Origin of the sequence: Cupriavidus sp. SK-4, assembly GCF_000611125.1 — a bacterium.
GTDB classification, from domain to species: Bacteria; Pseudomonadota; Gammaproteobacteria; order Burkholderiales; family Burkholderiaceae; genus Cupriavidus; species Cupriavidus necator.
Genome location: NZ_JFJW01000066.1, coordinates 1 through 20,195, shown reverse-complemented (window position 1 = coordinate 20,195; position 20,195 = coordinate 1). Strand labels below are relative to the sequence as shown.

Here is a 20,195-nt window from a genome sequence, read left to right as displayed (position 1 = left end):
CCTCACGCAACCCAAGGGAAACCCCTTATGCCCCGGGCCTGCATTTTGCAAGCGCGATTGCGGCCCGGTGCCAGGGCCTTCGCAATAACGCTATGACGGCCTGCCGTGCATCACTACTGTGCAAGGCATGCGTCGGCCATGCGCCGCGCATGGCACCGTGACGGACCGAGCCCGGCGACCAACAGACCGGGCCAGCCGCCGCCGGCATGGCGCACTTTCCCCCAGCACGCGGCAGGAGACAACATCATGCAAGCAGCGGTTCACCCCGTCGACCAGGTCCTGCCGGCACGCGCCATGGCGACGCTCGGCTTCCAGCACATGCTGGTCAGTTATCTCGGTGCCATCGCGGTGCCGATGATCGTTGCCGGCGCGCTCAAGATGACGCCGGCGCAGACCACCATGCTGATCAGCACCGCGCTGTTCACCTCCGGCATCGCCACCCTGCTGCAGACCGTCGGCTTCTGGAAGTTCGGCGTGCGCCTGCCGCTGATGCAGGGCGTGGCGTTCAGTTCCGTGGGCCCCGTCATCGCCATCGGCACCGATCCGTCACTCGGCTTCAACGGCGTCTGCGGCGCCATCATCGCCGCGGGCGTGATCGCGATGTTCCTTGCGCCCATCATCGGCAAGCTCAAGCGCTTCTTTCCGCCGGTGGTCAGTGGTTGCACCATCACCGCGGTGGGCCTGTCGCTGTTCCCGGTTTCGTTTCACTGGTTTGGAGGCGGAAGGGGGGCGTCGGATTTCGGCGCTCCCATCTTTTTCATCGTTGCCTTCGGCGTAGTGGCGCTGATCCTGTTCATCAACCGGCACGGCGGTGAACTGATCCGCAACCTGTCCGTGGTGATCGGCCTGCTGGTCGGCGGCGCGGTGGCGTGGATGCTGGGCATGGGCAGCTTCGATGAAGTCGCGCGCGCACCGTGGTTCACCATGGTGACGCCGTTCGCCTTCGGCATGCCCACCTTCAACGTCGGCGCCATCACCACCATGGTGATCGTGATGGTGGTGCAGATGGTGGAATCGATGGGCCTGTTCATCGCCGTCGGCGATATCGTCAAGCGCCCCCTGACCGAGCGCGATGCCACCCGCGGCCTGCGCGCCAACGGCCTGGCCAGCGCCATCGGCGGTATGTTCGCGGCGTTCCCGTATATCGCCTTCATGGAGAACGTGGGACTGGTCATCGTCACCGGCGTGCGCAGCCGCTGGGTGGTCGCCACCTGCGGCGTGATGCTGTGCGCCGTGGCGCTGGTGCCCAAGATCGGCGCGCTGTTTGCCTCGATTCCGGCCGCGGCGCTGGGCGGTGCAACCATGGTCATGTTCGGCGTAGTCGTCGCCGCAGGCATCAAGACGCTGGGAGAAGTCGAATACGACCGCAATCCCAACAACCTCTCCATCGTCTCCATCACGCTCGGCTGCGCGATGATGCCCGTGATGCTGCCCGGCATGCTGGAGAAGCTACCCGGCTTCCTGCAGCCCTTTGTCCACAGCAGCGTGATCATCGCCTGCGTGGTCTCCGTGCTGCTCAACCTGATTCTCAATGGCGTGCCCGCCCGTGAAGCCGACGAGCTGCACGCCAGCGCCGACAACGTCCAAGGGATCTGAAACATGGTGCAGAACACCAACGCCACCAACGCCACCAGCGCCGCGCCCGCCGGCGACCTGCTGATCCGCAACGCCGCCGCCGTGATGACCGGCCGCACCGGCAATGCCGCGCGAGCGGGCGCCGCCGACATCCGCATCCGCGACGGCCGCATCGCCGAGATCGGTGCAGCCCTGCCGCGCCACGACGGCGAGGCTGTGCTGGACGCCACCGGTTGCGTGGTCTACCCGGGCTGGGTCAACACCCACCACCACCTGTTCCAGAACCTGCTGAAAGCCGTGCCCAGCGGCATGAACGTGGGGTTGGAACAATGGCTGGCCTCCGTCGCCTACCCGCGCCTGGCACGCTTCACGCCGGAGATCTTCCGCACCGCTGTGCGGCTGGGCATGGCCGAGTTGCTGTTGTCCGGCACCACCACCTGCGCCGATCACCACTACCTGTATCACCACGGCCATGGGGCCGAGACCGGCGACGTGCTGTTCGAAGTAGCGGAAGAGCTTGGCATGCGCCTGGTGCTCTGCCGCGGCGGCGCCATCCAGTCAGCCTCCGATCATCCGGGTATGCGCGCCACCGCGCTGGTGCCCGAGACGCTGGACGAGATGCTGGCCGATATCGAGCGACTGAAGGCGCGCTATCACGACGCTTCGGCCGATAGCCTGCGCCGCGTAGTGGTCGCACCAACGACGCCAACCTTTTCGCTGCCCCCCGCACTGCTGTGCGAGCTGGCCGCCTTCGGGCGCGGCATGGACCTGCGGCTGCATTCGCACCTGTCGGAGACCGACAACTACGTGAAGTTCTGCCGCGAGAAGTACCAGTGCACGCCGGTGCAGTTCGTGGCCGACCACGACTGGCTGGGGCCGGACGTCTGGTTCGCGCACCTGGTCACCGTGAATCCCGAAGAGATCCGAATGCTCGCCGTAACCAACACCGGCATGGCGCACTGCCCCGTCAGCAATGCGCGGCTCGGCAGCGGCATTGCGCCAGTGCGCGCGATGGCCGATGCGGGCGTGCCGATTTCACTGGGCGTGGATGGAGTGGCGTCCAATGAATCGGGCAGCATGGTGCATGAGGCCAATTTCGCGTGGCTGGTGCACCGGGCGCTGGGCGGGGCCGCGCAAACCCGCGTGGAGGAAGTCATCCACTGGGGTACCGCAGGCGGTGCGCAGGTGCTGGGGCTGCCGGGTATCGGCACGCTCGCGCCAGGGCAGTCTGCCGACCTGGCGATCTATGACGTCAGCGGGCTGCGGTTCCATGGCTTCCATGACATCGGCACTGCGCCTGTGGCGGCTGGCGAGCCTACGCCGGTGCGGGATGTGCTGGTGCGTGGGCGGCACGTGGTGCGTGATGGCGCGATCGTGGGGCTGGATCTGGAGAAGCTGCGCCGGGAGGCGCGGGAGGCATTGGCGACGCTGGTGGATTGAGGGTGGTTTAGGCGTTTGGCTATTTGCCGGCGGGCGGAGGTCGGGCAGGATGTGGCGTCCGGATGGGAATGCGAAGTGTCTTATCGAGTTGTTGGCTCCGACGCGGGAGACTGACACGGTCATCGCACACAACGGTGACCGGGCGTGGAAGCCCGCATGCGCATGGCAGGACGGTCGTCGCTGACGACCGTCCTTACCCATTCGGGATAGACCTCCTCAATGGCGGGCCGGGCGAGGCAGCCGCAAGGCTGACCGGCGATAGCTGTGCGCATCGGGCTTCCACCCTCGTCGTCAGGCCCGCCGCCCTACCCTAACGTCGTGCGGCGGACCTTCACTCAACGATAGGAGGTCCTATGTCGGAAAACGATCTGTCAACGGCGCGCTACAGCCTTCAGTCAGTCTCGGCTGGTATGGATGGTGTGCTTACCCTGCTGGAACAGCAAAGTGTGCAATTTGAGGGCTGCTTTAGTGCATTTTGCTTGTTGGGGTTGGTGAAGGCGCAGCTGGAGAGTGTGTTGGCGGATGAGCTGCCTGCGCCTTAACGGGATGGCTTCCCGGCAAAGGCGTTGACAGTGAAGTCGGGAAGCCTCTCCAACCCCTGGTGTGGGCTCGCAGCGAATGCACCTCTCGCAGAGCGTGGGAGCGCGCCAACTCAGTACACTTCAACCCATGAAAATCGTAGGTGGGTAAGGACGATGTACCACTACACAGACGGCGGCCTTAAAAACGTTTGGCTGGCCAATGGATACAAGATCCAGAGCACGCCCCACGGCAAAGCCATGTCGATCGAAGATCTGGATGGTCTTTGCATCGCCATCTGCCTGGCCCTGGCCAAGAAGCCATCCCCTCTCACCGGTACCGAATTCCGCTACATCCGCAGCGCAGGCTTGATGCAATCGCAAGCCGGTCTGGCAAAGCTGCTTGGCAACAATGAGCAGGCCGTCGCTCGTTGGGAGAAGACCGGCAAGTTGCCAAGTTGGGCCGACAAACTGGTGCGCCTGCTTTACCTGGCGCGCGCAGAAGGCAGTGCCCCTATTGCGTCAGTCATCGAACGCATCAACGCAGTCGAGCGCGCGGAAAAACAGAAGATCGTGCTACGCGCTGCGAAGTCCGGGTGGGCATCCAAGGTCGAGTCACAAGACAGTGACGAAGGCATTGCAGCATAGGAGACGATGCGTGCGAAAAGCGCCATGGCTGCCTGCCATTCACATTACGACGGTTGGCGACGTATCTGCGTCGCCAACCAGATCCAGCTCGCAACGCGGCTGAGTCAATCCGCTTACTTCGCCGCAGTCTTCACCTGGTCCCCCGTGTAGCTCAGCGACGCCAGCTCTTCCTTCGCCTTCTCCGGCGTTTCCAGCTCCAGCACCACGCGGCCCACCATCAGCCCCAGCGACGGGGAGCTGCGCACGTACTTCGTCTCGCCGGCATCCAGCATGAAGCTGAGCGTCTTCTCGGTTTCGGTCGAGGCCGCCGCGACATACTTGCCAGCCGTGCGGTCCACGAAGAAGAAGCCGCCGGGCTTGGATTCGCCCACGACCTGGCTATTCAGGCGAATATCCGGCTGGATAGCCGCCCCGAACATCGACGCCGAACGCAGGAAATAGATCCGGCCTTCGCCCGGCTTCAGCGTGGGCATCGATGCCGCCATCTCGGCGTGCTTCACGCCAGAAGCGCATCCCGCCAGCAGCGACGACACCGCCAGTCCGGCGATCAGCATGCGCGCAATCCGTTTCATTCCGATTCTCCCAAGTTCAAAGGTACTGCTGTCGTTAGCGGGGAGTAGTTCTGCTCCCCGGGCAGATAGAAGCCCACCAGTGTCTTGTTGCGAACGACCAGGTAGGCCTCATGAACGTGGCGGCCCTCGATTGTGAGAATGGTGCCGACGGGGCGGTAGACATCGCCTTGCGGAAGGCGCCCAACTTGCGACCAGGTCGACCTGGCAGCGAGGTCTCGGGAATAGCCGGTGTCGAGCTTGACCTGGGCTGGCGCCAGAAGCTGAACGCGATTGGCCGTGGCGGCCGGCTGCATCGGCTCCACCGTTGCCGGGGTGGTCGCGATCATTGGGGCGCAGGCGGAGAGTGCCAGGCTAAATCCTGTGGCGAGCCACAGGCGGCGGGCGCGGAAAGAGAAGGAGGTCATGGCTGGATACGCTCAGGTTTATGGCTCGCAGCCTGAGTGGCTGCGCCCCACAGCAATTGCGCCAGTCGGCACGATGCGGCGCCATTGGCACTTTCCCTTGGCGCCGGCCGGGTTGTCTTCTGAGGCTAATTACGACACTGGGGCGGACATGCTTAATACAAGGCGGCACCCTACAGGAGGAGGGTGCCGCGGGAATTCTCCAGCAAGCTGACACAAATAGAAATCGTCTCCAGCCGAGTCTGGCTGCGGCTACGAAATTCCTCTCAATCCCCCTTGAAACCCGACGCCTTGATGACCGGCGTCCACCGTGCCGAAAGCGCGCTTGCATACCTGGCAACCTCATCAGCAGTGCCGCCCGGCAAGATGTCATACCCGGCGCGCGCCAGCTTCTCGCGCACGTCCGGCATAGCCAGCACCTTGCGCACGGCCTGATACCACTGCGTGGTCACGTCGGGCGGCGTGTTGGCGCGGACGTAAAGCAGATAGCGCGACGACGTCACCAGGTTGGGAAAGCCAGACTCCGCAAAGGTAGGCACATCCGGCAAGGCATCGGCGCGCTTCTCCCCGGCCACGGCCAGCACGCGAAGCTTGCCACCACGATGCAGCTCGGTGAAGGTCGTGATGGCGTCCATGCCCGCCGCAATCTGGTTGCCCATCATTTCCGTCGCCATCGCCGCGCCACCGCGATACGGCACCAGCGTGCTGCCGGTGCGGGACTGGCTGACGAACTCCACGGCGAGGAAATGCAGCAGCGTGCCAACCGTGCTGATGCCGATCGAATAGTCAGCCGGCTTGGCCCTGGCAGCCTTGACGAAGTCGGCCAGTGTCTTGATGGGTGAGCTGGCGCTGACCGCGATGCCGAACTGGACGCCTGTCACATCGGTGATCGCCGTGAAATCGGTGGCGGGGTTGAAGCGCATATTGCTGTAGATCAGCGGCCCGATGAACATCGGATCGACAGGCGCCAGCAGCACGGTGGTGCCGTCGGCCGGCGCGTTCTTCAGGACTTCGGCCGCCACGCGCGTCCCGGCACCGGGCCGGTTGTCGACGATGACGGTACGGCCCATGGCGTCTTTCAGCTTCTCGGACAGCAGGCGGCCCATGTAGTCGGCCGGCCCTCCCGGCGGAAACGGCACGATGATGCGCGATACGGTCTGCCCCCATGCGGCGCGGGAGAGCAGGCCACTGGTACACAGGGCGGCAGCGGTGCCGGCCAGCATGGCGCGGCGCGATAGCCGTGGGGCGTAAGCAGGTTTGCGTTCGTTCATGGGAAGCTCCTGGGTCTAGATGCCGGTTTGCACGTCGGTGTAAGGGGTAAAACGCGCCGCGTCTTCAATGGCCTGGCCGGCGCGCAGCAGCAGGTCTTCCCGGAAACGCCATGCCATCAGCTGCACGCCGACTGGCACGCCGCCGGCCATGCCCGTCGGCACGGACAGCCCCGGCATGCCGAGCATCGCCGTTGCCAGCATGGGGCTCTGTGCGTCCAGCAAGGCCCGGTTCTCTTCTGGCGTGCGGATATCCGCGTCTTGCACGCTCGGGCGCTGCCACGACACCGGCATCAGCACCAGCGGATAGGTTTGCATGAACAGCGACCAGCTTCGTGCAATCGCCTGGCGCCGTGCCAGGGCATCCAGAAAGCCATCGCGATCGGTTTCCTGCATCCCGTCCAGCATGTTGCGCTGGCTTTGCCGCATGGCCTCGTCGCCATGCTGGTCCACGCCTGCGATGATGTTGCGGCGGCTGTCGTCGACCGTCAGCGTGCGCCAGAGCGCTGCCGCTTCCAGGAAGTCAGGCAGGCTGGCTTCCTCGACGGCGTAGCCCGCTTGCTCCAGCCATTGCGCGGCACTGTCCAGCGCTGCGCTGACCGCGGGATCGACGGGAATGCCCGGACAACGCCGGAACAGCGCCACACGCATCGGCCCTGGCGGCAGCGGCAGTTCCAGCGGCACCGGCACCCAGGCCGGGTCGCGCCCGTCATAACGGGCCATGGCGTGGTAGCCGAGCCGCAGGTCGGCAATGCTGCGCGCAAGCGGCCCCTGGACGGACATGAGTTGTGGCGTGATGCTGCGCTCGGCAGTGGCCGACGGGTTGTACGCGGGCACCCGCCCCGTCGTCGGCCGCAAGCCGGCGACACCACAGGCATAGGCCGGATAGCGAATGGAGCCGCCGATGTCATTGCCATGCGCCAGCGCACCCATGCCGGAAGCGACCGCGGACGCGGCACCGCCGCTGGAGCCGCCGGGAGTGATGTCCGCATCCCACGGGTTCAGCGTGCGCCCGTGCAGGCCGTTGTCGGTAAACCAGCGCGAGGAATAGGTAGCCGTATTGCTGCGCCCGACGATGATGGCCCCGGCACTGCGCAAGTTCGCGACCACGGGCGCATCTTCGCGCGCGATGTTGTGCTTCAGCGGGATCACGCCGTTGGTGGTGGCATGGCCCGCCTGGTCGACATTGATCTTGATCGTGACCGGCACGCCATGGAGCGGCCCCAGCTCTGCGCCCTCGGCTACCTGGCGGTCCGCGGCATCCGCGCTGGCCAGCGCCTCTTTTGCCAGCACTTCCGGCAGCGCATTGAGTCGTGGGTTAAGGGCATCGATGCGGGCCAGCACGCTGGCCGTGACCTCCCGGCAGGAAATCTCGCGCCGCCGCACGGCATCGGCAATATCGACAGCGCTCCAGCGCCAAAGCAATTCAGCAGGTTTCACGTCAAGGCTCCCAGGATTCAGGCAATAGGAATCCCACCCGCCGTGTCGGATGCGACGATGGCGGTTGGGTGTGCAGAAATAAAGGGGACGCTAGCGCGTCAGGGGATCAGTCGACCGGGCTCATCAGCAAGCTCCCGCGGTCCACCCGGGATTCGGCCTCCAGGGCCAGGGATTCGGCATGCTCCATGTGCTCCTGCATCAGGGCACGCGCACGCTCCGGGTCGCGCGACCGGAAGGCTTCGATCAGCGCGTTGTGGCTGTGGAAGATCTCTTCATCAAAGTCGTCGAAATCATCCTGCGCATTACGCACCACGATGACGCGGCGGATGATGTCGTTGAGCAGGCGGCAGAACAACGCCAGCATCGGGCTGCTGCAGGCATCGGCCAGGCGGTCGTGGAACAGCAGGTCGGCTTCGCGCCGCTCGTTCCAGTCCGTGCTGCCGCCATGTTCCGGGTGGCTCAGCCCGACCAGGGCTTCGAGGTCGGCGATGTCGGCATCGGTCAGGCGCAAGGCGGCGTTGGCTGCCAGCTCCGGCTCAACCGCGCGGCGCAGGGCGTACAGCGTGATGATGTCGACCGACTGGAAGTACAGGAAGTTGGACACTGCCTCCAGGCATCGCTCATAAGGCGGCTGCGTCAGCGTGGCACCGCCGTTCGGCCCCGTGCTGACCTTGACCAGCCCCTGCGCCTGCAGCGAGGCAAGCGCCTCACGCACCGTCCCGCGTGCGACGCCCATCTGTTCGATCAACGCTGCTTCCTGCGGCAGCTTGTCTCCGACCTTCTGGTGCGTTTGCACGATCCAGCGCTTGATATCGTTGACCACCTGGTCCGAACGCTTCACGCGTTTGCTGCCCTCTATCTGAGGGGTGGGCTTGGAGTTCATCGCCTCGTATTTATGATCATAATTACTATGATTATGGCGAAGGACTGGGCTTTTCCTATGCGGGTATTCCCGGCGGCAGTGGCCAAAAGCTGATCAAGTGGCAACAAATCGGGGCATGGAGGGGTCGGACCCGCCGATATTCGCGCTATTTGCGCGCGCACCGGCGAACGAAATCCGTCGATTCGGCCCATGAGTCTGGAGCGGCGCTTTGCGATGGCCTATACCTGACGCAAGCCAACCATCTTGATCACGAGGTATCCCATGCACCACGCCTTCCCGCCCAACGACGACCCCAACGCCATGGCCTACTGGCGCGCGCGCCGCATGGTGCACGCCCTGCGCGGCTGGTACATCCACCTGCTGGTCTACGCTGTCGTCAACGGCTGGCTGTGGTTCCGCTTCTTCTACTTTCCGTCGCCGCGGTGGTCGCATTACGCTGCCACCGGCTGGCCATGGCCGCTGACCACCACCCTGGCCTGGGGCCTGGCGCTGACCGTGCATGGGTTGCTGGTATGGATGCGGCTGTCACGCCGCGGGCGTGACTGGGAACAGCGCAAGATCCAGGAATTCATGGATCGCAAGTGAATCCCTCAGCCGGCGGCGCAGTGGCGCCGCCGACCGCCTTACATCTGCCGGAAGCGGTGCATGTAGGCGCGCGATACCGGCAGTTCGGCTTCGCTGTCACGCATCCGGACAAAGAGCCGCCCTGCCTCATCGCGGCGCGTTCCGGCCACGTATTCCATGTTGACGATGGACGAGCGGTGGATCTGCCAGAACACCTCGGGATCGAGACCGGCGATCAACTCCGCCAGCGGCGTGCGGATCAGGTGTTCGCCATCGCGGGTATGCACGACCACGTACTTGTCGTCGCTCTGGAAGTACATCACTTCCTGGATCGGCACGTGGCTGGTGGTATTGCCGCGGCTGGCGCGTACCCAGCGCAACTGGCCGCCGCTTTCCGCGCGCGGCTGGGCGCGTGTGAGCTGGCTCAGTAGCTGGGCCAGTTCCGGCAAGGGTGCCGCTTCCTGCAACGCCTTGCGCAGCCGCTCGATGGTGCGGCCGAGCCGTTCCTCGCTGACCGGCTTGACCAGGTAATCGACGGCCGCGCGCTCGAACGCATCGAGCGCGAATTCGTCATAGGCCGTGACGAACACCAGCCGCGTATCGGTTTCAATCCCTTGCGCCACCTCCAGGCCGGACAGGCCGGGCATCTTGATGTCGAGGAAGGCTACGCTCGGCGACAACCGTGCGATGGCGTCAGCGGCTTCGATGCCGTTGGTCGCCTCGGCAACGATCTGCAGCTCCGGCCAAAGGCGTTGGAGCTTGCCGCGCAAGTATGCGCGCAGGTGCTCTTCGTCGTCGGCAATCAGGGCGGTGGTCGTCATGGGGCGTCTCCGTTTCAGGATTCACGCGGCAGCGGGATTTCGATCAGCACGGCAGTGCCGGGCGAGCGTTCTTCAATCCGAACGTGGGCGTCACCGTCATACAGCACGGCCAGCCGTTCACGCAGGTTCGAAAGCCCGACGCCGGCGCCGGCCGAGGGACGAAAACCCATGCCATCGTCCTCGATGGTTGCCAGCATGCGCGGGCCGCGCGGCTCCAGCCGGACCAGCAGCCGCCCGCCTTCGATCTTCGGCTCAAGCCCATGCTTGATCGCATTCTCGACCACGGGCTGCAGCAGCATCGGCGCCAGTGGCATCGATTCGAGTTCGGGGTCGACATCGACCGAGTAGTGCAGCCGGTCGCCCATGCGGATGCGGATCAGCGCCAGATAGTCACGCAGCAACTTGGCCTCCTGCGCCACCGTGCCTTGCGTGGCGCGGCTGGCCGCAAGCGATGCGCGCAGGTAGGCGATGAAATGCTCGAGCATCAGCGTGGCCTTCTGCGGCGCGGGCTCGATCAGGCTGACCACGTTGGCCAGCGTGTTGAACAGGAAGTGCGGTTCGATCTGCGCCTGCAGCAAGCGCATGCGGGCTTCGACCAGCTGCTTCTCCGTCGACAGCGTGCGCACCTGTTCCTGCGCCATGTATTGCGCGATCTTGCGTTCTTCCCACTGCCGCCCAAGCAGGCCGACGCGACTCCACGTCATAACGCCGTGTATCGCCAGGCCGATACCCCAGCCCATGAGCGGCCCACCAGACCACGGCCGATGCGGCGATCCCACCAGATGGAAGCCGATCAGCAATGCATTGACCGCCACGTAGACCATGGCGTGCATGTAGAAGAAGCGCAGCGCGCGCACGCGGCGGCGGGCGTCTTCAAAGGCGCGCTGCTCGGGGGCGGATCGCCAGATGCGGGAGTCTGGGGTATGCACGGGCCGGTGGATGCGGGCGGAGATGCCGCGAGATTACCACCGCGTTGCCGGATGCTGATACTGCATTGGGGGGATCCGGCAGATCGGCGGCGCGAATCGCCGGAAATCCGGCGCCAGCGCCAGGAGCCCGCAAATGCCTCACAGAAAGCCAATCGAAAACCACGGCACCAACGTCAACAGCAACAGCGCGATGAACAATGCCGCCATATGTGGCCAGACACGCGGCATGGCCACATCCGGCGATACCCGCCCGATCGCGCACGCCGCATAGAACCCCCACCCCGAATGGCGGCGCAAACAAGCCCAGTCCCATCGCAAAGATCACGACCATCGCGTAGTGCACCTCATGCACGCCGACCAGCCTGGCGATGGGGAACAGCAGCGGCCCGAACAGCACGATCGCCGGAATCCCTTCCAGCTGGCTGCCGAGCAGGATAAAGGCCAGCGCCGATACCAGCAGGAAGCCTGACTTCCCTCCCGGCACCGCGGACATGATGCGGACCAGGTCCTGCGCGAAGCCCGACTGCGTCAGCGACCATGCCATGGCGGTTGCGCAGCCGACGATCAGCAGGATCGCGCCGGACAATGCCGCGGTATTGAGCAGGATCGGATAGATCCGGCGGTAGTCGAACTGCCGGTACACCAGCACTCCGGCCAGCGCCGCGTAGAAGATGCCGATGGTCGACACCTCGGTAGCCGTGGCCACGCCTTCAACCACCGCCGTGCGGATGATGACCGGCAACGCAAGCGCCGGCAGTGCCACCACCAGCAACCTCATCAGCGCCCGCCGCGATGGCCGCGCGATGCCGCGCATGTATTCCTTGCGCGTCTGCCACCAGACCACGAGCGCCATCATCACCAGCCCGACGAGCGCCGGCATCAGCCCGCCGATGAACAGCGAGGTAATCGATACGCCCGTCACCGAACCCACCGTGATCAGCACGATGCTGGGCGGAATCGTCTCCGACATCGCCCCCGATGCCGACAGCAGCCCGATCAGGTCGCAGTCCTTCGCACCCCGCTGCTTCATCTCCGGGAACAGTGCGGGCGCCACCGCGGCCATGTCGGCCGTCTTTGATCCGGAGATGCCTGAAACGATGTACATCGCCCCCAGCAGCACATACTGCATCCCGCCGCGCCGGTGGCCGATCAGCCCGGCCAGGAACTGGATCATCGCCCGCGCCAGGCCCGTCATTTCAATCAGCCCGCCCAGGAAGATGAACAACGGCACCGCCAGCAGGATCATGTGCGACATGCCCTCCTGCATCCGGTTCGGGATGATGGACAGCGGCGTAGCCGTGGACAGCACCAGGTAGCACAGCGTGGCAAGCCCGAAGGCAAAGGCGATCGGCACGCCGATAGCAACGCAGCCGCCGAGCATCAACAGGAAGAAGATCACCAGGTTGGCGTTGCCCAGATCCGTCAGGGCCGGCGAGAGCAGCCACAACGCGCCAGCACCAAGCGCAGCCGCCAGGCCGCTTACCGCCGTCTGCCTGAGGCTGGCGCACGACAGCAGGCGGATGACGGCGGTCACCAGCATCAGCACGGTCCCGGCAAGGATTGCGCCGGCGCGCCAGGCCTCGCTGATCTCCAGGGTAGGCATCTGCACGTACTGGTGTTCGGCCACGTGCTCCGACGCCGGCTGCAACAGCAGCAACAGGAACGCCACCACCATCCACATGCCAAACGCATCCAGCCATGCGCGCTGGCGTGGCGGCCGGTTTTTGATAAAGGTGGTGAGCTGCATATGTGCCCCGCGCTGCAGCGCGATGACGGCGCCAAGCATTGCCAGCCAGACGAAAAGCAGGCTGGCCACCTCGTCGGTCCATGGAAGCGGCGCGTGCAGCGCATAGCGCGCAAATGCCCCGCCCCCGAGAATCAGGGCTTCGGCCACGACAATCAGCGCGGCCGGCACCTCGACCACGCAGGCCAGCACCTGGCCCCAGCGTGCGCTGGCGGCAGCGGGCAGTCGGGCAGCCTGGGGCCAGGCGGTGTCATCCATCGCTGTTCTCCTCGTTGTCCTGCAAATGGATGGTGTCTGGCTAGACCAGTGGCCCGGTGTACTTTTCCAGCATCAGCCAGGCCTCCTCGCCGTACTTCCTGCGCCACTCCGCATAGAAGCCCCCTTGTTGCAGCAGTTTGCGAAACGGCGCGGGGTCGGGCTGGTTGAACGTGATGCCAAGCCGCGTCATCTCCGCGCGCGCCTCCACATCGACGCGCGCGATGTCCTCGCGCTGCTTCAGCGCCGCGGCCGTGAAGCGGGTGGTCAGGGACGCCTGCACCTCGCGCGGCAGCGTCTGGAATTTTTTGGCGTTGCCGAAGATGAAGTGCCCGTCCCAGGTATGCGCGGTCATCGAGCAGAATTTCTGCACTTCATAGAGCTTGCCGCTGCGGATCAGCGACAGCGGCGTCTCCTGGCCATCCACGACGCGGGTCTGCAGCGCGGAGTAGAGGTCCGCGAACGGGATTACCGTCGACGAGGCACCCAGCGTCCTGAACATCGACACCCAGAGCGGAATCGCCGGGACACGGATCTTGAACCCTTTCAGGTCGGCCGGCGTGTTCACCGGCCGGATAGCCGACGTGATATTGCGATAGCCGTTGTCCAGGCATTTGTCGAAGACATGCAGGTTCACTTTGCTGAGCAAGCCGCGCACGTAGGCACCCAGCCCGCCATCCATGGCCGCCCAGACCGTGGCGTAGTCCTTGAAGGCGAAGGCCACACCATTGATGCTGGCGGCCGGCACCCGCGTCTGCAGGTTGGTGCTGGCGGTCGACATGAAATCGATCGCGCCGGCCAGCGTCTGCGAGATCATGTCCGGCTCGCTGCCAAACTGGCTGTTGGGATAGACCTGCAGGTCCACCTTGCCGCCGGTGTCCTGGCGGATTCCCTCGGCAGCCTCGCGGATGCGAAGCGTGCCCGGATGGTCTGCCGGGAATGCCGTGCCGTATTTGAGCTTGATGGTGGCGTTCTGGGCGAGGCCCCTGCGCACCGGCAATGCCAGCGCCAGGCCTGTGGCGGCGAGCGCGCTGAACTCTCGGCGGGTAAACAGCTTGGCCATGATGTGGTTGTCTCCTTTTTGTCAGGGGTGTGGCTCAGAAGGACAGCAGTGCGTCCGCACCGCGCGACACGCGGCTGCGGTCATTAGCCAGGCAGGTGTATGCCCGCGCCGGGGCTGCTTAAGCTGCGCTGCGCCAGCCTTATGACGTGCCCTTCGATCGTTTGCGCCGTTGCATCGGAATGGGAATGCGGCGTCTTGTGGTCTATGGCTGAACGTATCACGGTGAAATGCAGCGCAAATGCAGCCGTTTCGGCAGATCCGTGCAGCGCATTCGCTTTCCCTCTGCAAACGCCGCGCGCATGCAGCGCTCTGGTCGCGGTGTCACCTGCCTCGTATTCCTTCCGATTCATGGACGAGGGGGAAGTCATCGAACGGGCGCGCGGATATCTCGGCTTCGGCGCCATAGCGCTGCGCATAGCCGGCTCGCCGGTGTCGCCGTCCCGCGAATCGACAAAACTACCGAAATAGCCACCGTTACCGTTTTGTGCCTACAACTGCCGCATAACAAACCTGCCTGACCGCCGTCGCACCGGGTCCGCGACACCTACCGTGGTCAGCGCAGTTCCTGAACGGGCAATAAGAAGAGCAACAACGCATGGCCACGCTGATTCCCGCGCTGGGTTCGGTCACTTCGCGCATGACCAGTGGAGAGAGACGCTTCGCCGAGCGTCTGGAGACAAAGCTGGAGGACGACTACCTGTGCTGGTATGACGTCGCCATCGGAGAGAAAACCAGGCATCCGGAATTCATCGTCTTCCATCCCAGCCGGGGTCTGCTGGTGTTGGAGGTGAAAGACTGGAGGCTGGATACCATCCGGGAAATCGACCAGCGCGATGTCACGCTGCTGACGGATCGCGGGCTGGTGCGGGAGATGAATCCCCTCGAGCAAGCCCGCCAGTACATGTTCTATGTCACCAACCTGCTGCAGCGCGATCCGCAGTTGGTCTGGCCTAGCGGCTCGTTGAAAGGCAAACCCTTCTTTCCCTACGGCTGCGGCGTCGTCCTGTCCAACATCACGCGTGCCCAGTTCGACAAGACCAACCTCGGTGACGTCCTGCCGCCGCACCTGGTGATCTGCCAGGACGAGATGTATGAGGCGGTCGACGCGGAACACTTCCAGCAGCGCCTGTGGGAGATGTTCCCGGTCAAGTTCACCTTCAAGCTTTCCCTGCCGCAAATCGAGCGGATTCGCTGGCACCTGTTCCCGCAGATCCGCATGCCGGAGCAACGCGCGCTCTTTCCGGAGGATGCCGCGGAGCCGCTGAATATGCCTGACATCCTTCGCGTCATGGATCTCCAGCAGGAGCAGTTGGCACGCAGCCTCGGCGAAGGCCACCGGGTCATTCATGGCGTCGCCGGCTCTGGCAAGACGATGATCCTCGGCTACCGGGCTGAGCATCTTGCAAAGATCGTCACACGGCCAGTCCTCGTGCTTTGCNNTGCTTTGCTACAACAAGCCCCTCGCCGCCAAGCTGGCGGCGACGATGATCGAGAAAGGCATCGAAGAGAAGGTCCACGTCTACAACTTCCATGCGTGGTGCTCGCGGCAACTAGAGACTTACAGCATTGACAGGCCGAAGGGGCGCCCCAGCGATGCGCTCTTTGAGGAAATGGTAAATCGCGTCATCCAGGGCGTGGACCGGAAAGCGATCCCGGCCGGCCAGTACGACGCCGTGCTGATCGATGAGGGGCATGACTTCCGGCCGGAGTGGTTCAAGCTGGTCGTGCAGATGGTGAATCCGGAGAGCAATTCCCTGTTGGTGCTCTACGACGATGCGCAGTCCATTTATGGCGGCGCCAGGAAGCGCGGGATGACCTTTGCCAGCGTGGGCATCCAGGCCCGGGGCCGTACGACCATCCTCAAGCTTAACTACCGCAATACGCAGGAGATACTGGCCGTCGCGTGGAGCTTTGCGGATGAGTTGCTGCGGCCGACCGAGGCAGCCGAAGACGAAGCGCCTACCGTGCAACCTGTCGGTGCCGGGCGCCCCGGCAACAAACCGCTGCTGATCGAATTGCCAAACGTAGAGGCGGAAGCTGAGCGCATTGCGCAGATCCTGACTGACGAGAACCGGGCTGGTACGCCCTGGTCAGAAATGGCGGTGCTCTATCGCCATTGGGACACGGTCGGACACGTCACCAGCGCGCTGACGCGCAAGGCGCGCGTGGTGCAGGTCTTCGGCGCAGCCCAGTCTCATCACGCCTGCCTGTTCTCGAACGCCCGCCATACGCGCATGAAGCTATTGGTGCATGACGGCTTTGGCGTATGGTGTGCCGCGCGCCGCCTCAACCAGGGGCGCTTTACCTGGCCTGCCATACAGGCCGGCGCCACCGGCGCACAACTGACGCAGGCGCAGTTCGACGCCCTGGTGCTCGGTCTGCCCTGGCAGCGCCTGGAGGACCTCCGCGCCATTACGCGGATATGACGATGATCACGGCGCGTTGACTGCATAAATCCGGATGGTAGTAGTGCCCGGTGGCTGGCACGATGGTTCCATGCTGAACCTGCGCCAACTACAAGACCAAGGCCTTCAGGACCTCGCGCCCGAGGACGTCCTGGCACTGGCGCAGCAGATGCTCGCACACATCCAGCAGCAGGAACGCGAGATCAAGCTCAAGGACGTCAAGATCGAGAAGATCACCTTCGAACTGGCGCGACTCAAGGCATGGAAGTTCGGAGCCAAGACCGAGGCGATGAGCGCCGAGCAGCGCCGCCTGTTTGAGGAGACCCTGGCCGAAGACGAGGCCAGTCTGCAAGTGCAGTTGCAGCAGGCCAAGGGCGAGCCCTCTGTTGAAGACAACACCAAGTCCAAACGCACGCCCCGTCGCCAGCCACTTCCCGCGCACCTGCGCCGAGTCGAGCATCACCACGAGCCCGAGGATACTCACTGCCCAACACCGGGCTGTGGACGGACCATGGTACGCGTGGGTGAGGACGTCACCGGATCCCGCCGGTATTGCTCGGCGTGGTGCCGAGCAATACCGGCGGCTTCGAGGAATGCCGTTCTAGTTTACGGAACAGGTGGGCGCCCAATCATAGCGCCGTACGATGGTCTGCTGCCCTGGGTAACCGTCGGTGTAGTACTGGAAGTAGCCTCGACAACCGATCGTGAAGCCAGGGTCGATATTGTAGGGACTCCCCCATGTAGACGTCGACATCAATGTCGGGGTTGACCACGATATTCCCTGATTGGCAGAAGAAAGCCTGTAGACGCCAAATTTTCCAAGATTGTCCGGCATGGTAAAGAGAATCGCCCAGCCACATCCGGCACACGGCGTTTGTCGATATCCAGTTTCAGCTGCAATATATGGATGCAATGCTGAGCCGGCCGACGTGTGGAACAACGTAGACTCGCCTGTCCAAGTCAATCCGTCGTCGCTAGACCAGATTTGATGCAGATCGCTATAGGGGTATCCGTTTGGCTGGACGCCGTCGGCGCACGTTGCATTCTTATTCGGTGCGGAATCGTAACGGGAGAAGACGAGCATGATCGCGCCGTAACTATTCTGGATGGCCCGCGGATACTCTGCGTCGCAAGTGTTTGTGATTTGCATCGGCGAACTCCAGGTCCCACCGCCATCGAATGACCTAGCTAGCTTGATTCGGCCGCTGCCAACCCCCCCCCGACGCCCTCCGGGCCATTCATCGTGAAGAACGCGAGCATGGTTCCATTCTGCAAGGTAAGCAGGCTAGGAATCCAGTAGTCGTTCACACCATCCCCCGCGACCAGGGTCGGCGCCGACCATGAGCCACTCGCTGAGGCCTTGGTCCGTAGCATGATGTTGTCCTTTTGCGTTCCGGACGGGTCACGCCATTTCGCGTAGACCAGATTCAGACGATTGCGTGACGAGTCGTACTCCATGTGTGGATCGTACTCATCACCAACATCATTCGTGATCATTACAGGCGCCGCCCACGTGACGCCTCCATCTGTCGAAGTCCTCTCGTAGATGTTCTGGCGAGTCGACGTCCCGCTCCAGTCGAGATACACACACGAAATGACTTTCGAGGTCGCGAAGTTCGCGCACGCCGCCTTTGGTGAAGTCAATGCTGTACTGTATAGATTGCTCGTGGCGATGACACCTTCGGTGCTCCACTGTGCGATAGCGGGTGCGACCACGATAGCAAGGCCAGCTGCGCAGAAGAAACTCGAAATCGCCCTTCTTGCTTTATTTAACATATCGACTCCTTGGTTGATCGATTGTCTAAACAGTCGCCGATTGCCGTAGCGCCCGCACGACGACGTCAGTGCGATCAGCCAGATACTTCCCGAGGCGTTGCGTGGGTTGCTCCACCAAGTGAAATAGTGCATATGCGGCAACTACGGAGAAGGCGCTTAGGGTGACGAACTTACCAATTCCTCCTTCCAGCCGGTAAAGCTCCGAGAGGACCGGGATGCTGGCAACGAACTGATGGAGCGGCTCGTGGACAATGTAGAGGCTGAATGAAATGCGGCCGAGGAATATGAATGCTCCGCCAGGCCCCCGGATAAAGGCCTTCGTCTTGCCGAGTAGCCCGTCGAAATCACTGCACAGGTACACACTGAAAAGCGCTACCGCAGCGAGTCCCTTTCGGGTCAGGCCATGACCCATGGCGTATCCCGAAAAGAAATGGGACAGAAAATATGCGGTTAGAAATAGGTATGCACCGATCCGAATTTTCTCGTTCATTGCAAGCCACGACGCGCGAAAGTTTGCGTAAAGATAAGCGAGTGCGACTCCCAGGATGAACTCAAAGAACAAGGGGTTGCTCAGTTCGCTGACCAGCTGCGCGGGGATCGGCAGGTTAGCGGAGAATGTTGCCGCCGGATAAGCGTCAATGTAGAGCGGGGTGTGGCACAGCGCTTGGAGCCCGAATACGCAGGCGCAGAGCACAGTTGCGGCTGCGAGCCCGCGGTGGGACTTCGAAACAAGCATGCCGATGGCGAACATCACGTAAAACCAAAGCTCGTAGCTGAGCGTCCAGCCGGGCGACAGCAGGTTGTAGCCAAAGAATGGCGCATCGGTATTGGACAGCGGAATGAAGAGCAGGCTGAGAAGAAAGGCGTGTCGATCTTCACCGCCGGTCCCGATGAAAACAATAGTAATGAACAGCCACGCGAGTGGGATCACCCGCAAGGCGCGCTTGATCAGGAAGGGCAGAACGAGCTGATTGCTCTTACTCTGCGTCGTCGCGTACATCACGAAGCCAGACAGGATAAAAAAAGCGTCCACCCCTATACGGCCATTTTCAAACAGCGTATTTCCGATATTCGGAATGACGTCGTTCAGAAGCTCGCGGTAGTGGTAACACATGACTAGCAACGCGCTGATGCCGCGTAGGCAGTCCAGTGACTCGATATGTCCCATCTTCGTTTCGGTCCTCGACGACTGAATGGCGAGCATGCTTCTCCCGTGCCTATCTTGAGGCGAAATGACCCTGCGCAAATTTAATGCGCGCTTCGCCGCGACGTTGTGACGGTTGTCACACGGGCATGGGGCTCGGGGGTGGCTCGCAGGTTGACCGCTGTACGTTGTGATCCTTGTCAGGAGCCGCATGCGGGCTGCACAACTGCCGGCGGTCCAGCGCACCCTGCTCGCGATCGGTACTGCAAGCTGACGGCCGCTCGGTTTACGGAGGATCCCCACCTACCGGAAAAAAGCGGTACTCCGGCAGGCATCTTGGTCGACCTGCTACCACGCGCGGCGGCGCTCGGCCTGCGCAATGCCAACTGCAGGCGGCACGCGCGGGCTGTTGGAAGGCTGTTGGAAGATACGTCGGGTCTGTTGGAAAGCCGTTGGAAACCGGTCGGAAGCCCACGACCGAAGTGCGTACGCGCTTCGCTAAACTACGCTCCTTTTGTATTCAGATCCGAATACGATTCTCCTAGAATGCCGATCGGCGTTACACGAGAAATTGGATATAAAACAATAACATACACCCAAATTGCAACAAACATGTGCCACACCCTTTATGTTCCATTCCTGTGAATTTTCGCGGCGACGAGCCGGTGGCCTGAGACCGTCTTCAGCTAGCAGGTGTTAGCTTTGTGTTAGCTGTGTGTTAGGGCGTGTTCACACTAATTGGATTTAGT

Annotated in this window: 17 protein-coding genes and 2 pseudogenes; 8 read left to right on the top strand and 11 right to left on the bottom strand. The window is 63.2% G+C overall.

Annotated elements, in window-relative coordinates; translation table 11 throughout:
• Positions 1-246 precede the first annotated feature (246 nt).
• From CF68_RS13840 to CF68_RS13825, 4 genes are all read left to right on the top strand, one after another.
• The gene (locus CF68_RS13840) at positions 247-1,596 is read left to right on the top strand and encodes a nucleobase:cation symporter-2 family protein (protein ID WP_035819677.1); all 1,350 of its coding nucleotides are present in this window, start codon (positions 247-249) and stop codon (positions 1,594-1,596) included.
• Between the two features lie 3 nt (positions 1,597-1,599).
• Complete coding sequence (locus tag CF68_RS13835) at positions 1,600-3,015, top strand: amidohydrolase family protein (RefSeq protein ID WP_035819675.1); 1,416 nt, start codon at positions 1,600-1,602, stop codon at positions 3,013-3,015.
• 353 nt (positions 3,016-3,368) lie between these two features.
• Positions 3,369-3,557 (top strand): DUF1484 family protein, encoded by a 189-nt coding sequence (locus CF68_RS13830; protein ID WP_035819673.1) that lies wholly within the window; start codon positions 3,369-3,371, stop codon positions 3,555-3,557.
• Between the two features lie 153 nt (positions 3,558-3,710).
• Positions 3,711-4,181, top strand: coding sequence for a hypothetical protein (locus CF68_RS13825; RefSeq protein ID WP_035819670.1), 471 nt, complete (start codon positions 3,711-3,713; stop codon positions 4,179-4,181).
• A gap of 113 nt (positions 4,182-4,294) precedes the next feature.
• Here CF68_RS13825 and CF68_RS13820 read toward each other — a convergent pair whose 3' ends face one another.
• From CF68_RS13820 to CF68_RS13800, 5 genes are all read right to left on the bottom strand, one after another.
• Complete coding sequence (locus CF68_RS13820) at positions 4,295-4,753, bottom strand: DUF2846 domain-containing protein (RefSeq protein ID WP_035819668.1); 459 nt, start codon at positions 4,751-4,753, stop codon at positions 4,295-4,297.
• Positions 4,750-5,157, bottom strand: coding sequence for a serine protease (locus CF68_RS13815; RefSeq protein WP_035819666.1), 408 nt, complete (start codon positions 5,155-5,157; stop codon positions 4,750-4,752). Before CF68_RS13815 ends, CF68_RS13820 begins: the two co-directional genes overlap by 4 nt.
• 263 nt (positions 5,158-5,420) lie before the next feature.
• Complete coding sequence (locus CF68_RS13810; RefSeq protein WP_035819664.1) at positions 5,421-6,425, bottom strand: Bug family tripartite tricarboxylate transporter substrate binding protein; 1,005 nt, start codon at positions 6,423-6,425, stop codon at positions 5,421-5,423.
• Positions 6,426-6,440: 15 nt separating this feature from the next.
• On the bottom strand, positions 6,441-7,862 hold the full coding sequence (locus tag CF68_RS13805; RefSeq protein ID WP_035819661.1) for an amidase family protein: 1,422 nt from the start codon (positions 7,860-7,862) through the stop codon (positions 6,441-6,443).
• A 106-nt stretch (positions 7,863-7,968) separates the two neighbouring features.
• A complete protein-coding gene (locus CF68_RS13800) occupies positions 7,969-8,703 on the bottom strand; it encodes a FadR/GntR family transcriptional regulator (RefSeq protein ID WP_235205767.1) in 735 nt (244 codons plus the stop codon).
• Between the two features lie 303 nt (positions 8,704-9,006).
• On the opposite strand from CF68_RS13800, the gene CF68_RS13795 reads away from it, so the two are divergent.
• Positions 9,007-9,330 carry a 2TM domain-containing protein gene (locus CF68_RS13795; RefSeq protein ID WP_010812298.1) on the top strand — a complete coding sequence of 108 codons (324 nt, stop codon included), beginning with the start codon at positions 9,007-9,009 and terminating at the stop codon, positions 9,328-9,330.
• 38 nt (positions 9,331-9,368) lie between these two features.
• Here the strand turns inward: CF68_RS13795 and CF68_RS13790 are convergent, their stop codons facing one another.
• The 4 genes and pseudogenes from CF68_RS13790 to CF68_RS13775 all read right to left on the bottom strand — a co-directional run bounded on the left by CF68_RS13790 (position 9,369) and on the right by CF68_RS13775 (position 14,052).
• Positions 9,369-10,130 (bottom strand): LytTR family DNA-binding domain-containing protein, encoded by a 762-nt coding sequence (locus CF68_RS13790; protein ID WP_035819657.1) that lies wholly within the window; start codon positions 10,128-10,130, stop codon positions 9,369-9,371.
• A gap of 14 nt (positions 10,131-10,144) precedes the next feature.
• Positions 10,145-11,059, bottom strand: a complete 915-nt coding sequence (locus tag CF68_RS13785) for a sensor histidine kinase (protein WP_152548494.1) — start codon at positions 11,057-11,059, stop codon at positions 10,145-10,147.
• Between the two features lie 138 nt (positions 11,060-11,197).
• Positions 11,198-13,061, bottom strand: a pseudogene (locus CF68_RS13780) (TRAP transporter large permease subunit).
• 40 nt (positions 13,062-13,101) lie between these two features.
• Complete coding sequence (locus tag CF68_RS13775; RefSeq protein ID WP_369798872.1) at positions 13,102-14,052, bottom strand: TRAP transporter substrate-binding protein; 951 nt, start codon at positions 14,050-14,052, stop codon at positions 13,102-13,104.
• 664 nt (positions 14,053-14,716) lie between these two features.
• Here CF68_RS13775 and CF68_RS38315 point away from each other — a divergent pair.
• The 3 genes and pseudogenes from CF68_RS38315 to CF68_RS36210 all read left to right on the top strand — a co-directional run.
• Positions 14,717-15,559, top strand: a pseudogene (locus tag CF68_RS38315) (NERD domain-containing protein); the annotation flags it as partial.
• Positions 15,560-15,561: 2 nt separating this feature from the next.
• The coding region (gene tnpB / locus CF68_RS38310; RefSeq protein ID WP_235205766.1) for an IS66 family insertion sequence element accessory protein TnpB at positions 15,562-16,547 on the top strand (986 nt) is incomplete at its 5' end.
• 70 nt (positions 16,548-16,617) lie between these two features.
• Positions 16,618-17,295, top strand: a complete 678-nt coding sequence (locus CF68_RS36210) for a hypothetical protein (protein WP_161786865.1) — start codon at positions 16,618-16,620, stop codon at positions 17,293-17,295.
• Positions 17,296-17,714: 419 nt separating this feature from the next.
• Here CF68_RS36210 and CF68_RS13760 read toward each other — a convergent pair whose 3' ends face one another.
• Together CF68_RS13760 and CF68_RS13755 are read right to left on the bottom strand one after the other, a co-directional pair.
• Positions 17,715-18,302: a sialidase family protein gene (locus CF68_RS13760; RefSeq protein WP_035819649.1), complete on the bottom strand. Its 588-nt coding sequence runs from the start codon at positions 18,300-18,302 to the stop codon at positions 17,715-17,717.
• A 25-nt stretch (positions 18,303-18,327) separates the two neighbouring features.
• Positions 18,328-19,506, bottom strand: coding sequence for an acyltransferase (locus CF68_RS13755; protein ID WP_035819648.1), 1,179 nt, complete (start codon positions 19,504-19,506; stop codon positions 18,328-18,330).
• Positions 19,507-20,195 lie beyond the last annotated feature (689 nt).

What these genes read in the sequence shown, in the direction of transcription:
- CF68_RS13840 (WP_035819677.1), top strand. Translation starts at nt 247, where the DNA reads ATGCAAGCAGCGGTTCACCCCGTCGACCAGGTCCTGCCGGCACGCGCC.
- CF68_RS13835 (WP_035819675.1), top strand. Translation starts at nt 1,600, where the DNA reads ATGGTGCAGAACACCAACGCCACCAACGCCACCAGCGCCGCGCCCGCC.
- CF68_RS13830 (WP_035819673.1), top strand. Translation starts at nt 3,369, where the DNA reads ATGTCGGAAAACGATCTGTCAACGGCGCGCTACAGCCTTCAGTCAGTC.
- CF68_RS13825 (WP_035819670.1), top strand. Translation starts at nt 3,711, where the DNA reads ATGTACCACTACACAGACGGCGGCCTTAAAAACGTTTGGCTGGCCAAT.
- CF68_RS13820 (WP_035819668.1), bottom strand. Translation starts at nt 4,753, where the DNA reads ATGAAACGGATTGCGCGCATGCTGATCGCCGGACTGGCGGTGTCGTCG.
- CF68_RS13815 (WP_035819666.1), bottom strand. Translation starts at nt 5,157, where the DNA reads ATGACCTCCTTCTCTTTCCGCGCCCGCCGCCTGTGGCTCGCCACAGGA.
- CF68_RS13810 (WP_035819664.1), bottom strand. Translation starts at nt 6,425, where the DNA reads ATGAACGAACGCAAACCTGCTTACGCCCCACGGCTATCGCGCCGCGCC.
- CF68_RS13795 (WP_010812298.1), top strand. Translation starts at nt 9,007, where the DNA reads ATGCACCACGCCTTCCCGCCCAACGACGACCCCAACGCCATGGCCTAC.
- CF68_RS13790 (WP_035819657.1), bottom strand. Translation starts at nt 10,130, where the DNA reads ATGACGACCACCGCCCTGATTGCCGACGACGAAGAGCACCTGCGCGCA.
- CF68_RS36210 (WP_161786865.1), top strand. Translation starts at nt 16,618, where the DNA reads ATGCTGAACCTGCGCCAACTACAAGACCAAGGCCTTCAGGACCTCGCG.
- CF68_RS13760 (WP_035819649.1), bottom strand. Translation starts at nt 18,302, where the DNA reads ATGTTAAATAAAGCAAGAAGGGCGATTTCGAGTTTCTTCTGCGCAGCT.
- CF68_RS13755 (WP_035819648.1), bottom strand. Translation starts at nt 19,506, where the DNA reads ATGCTCGCCATTCAGTCGTCGAGGACCGAAACGAAGATGGGACATATC.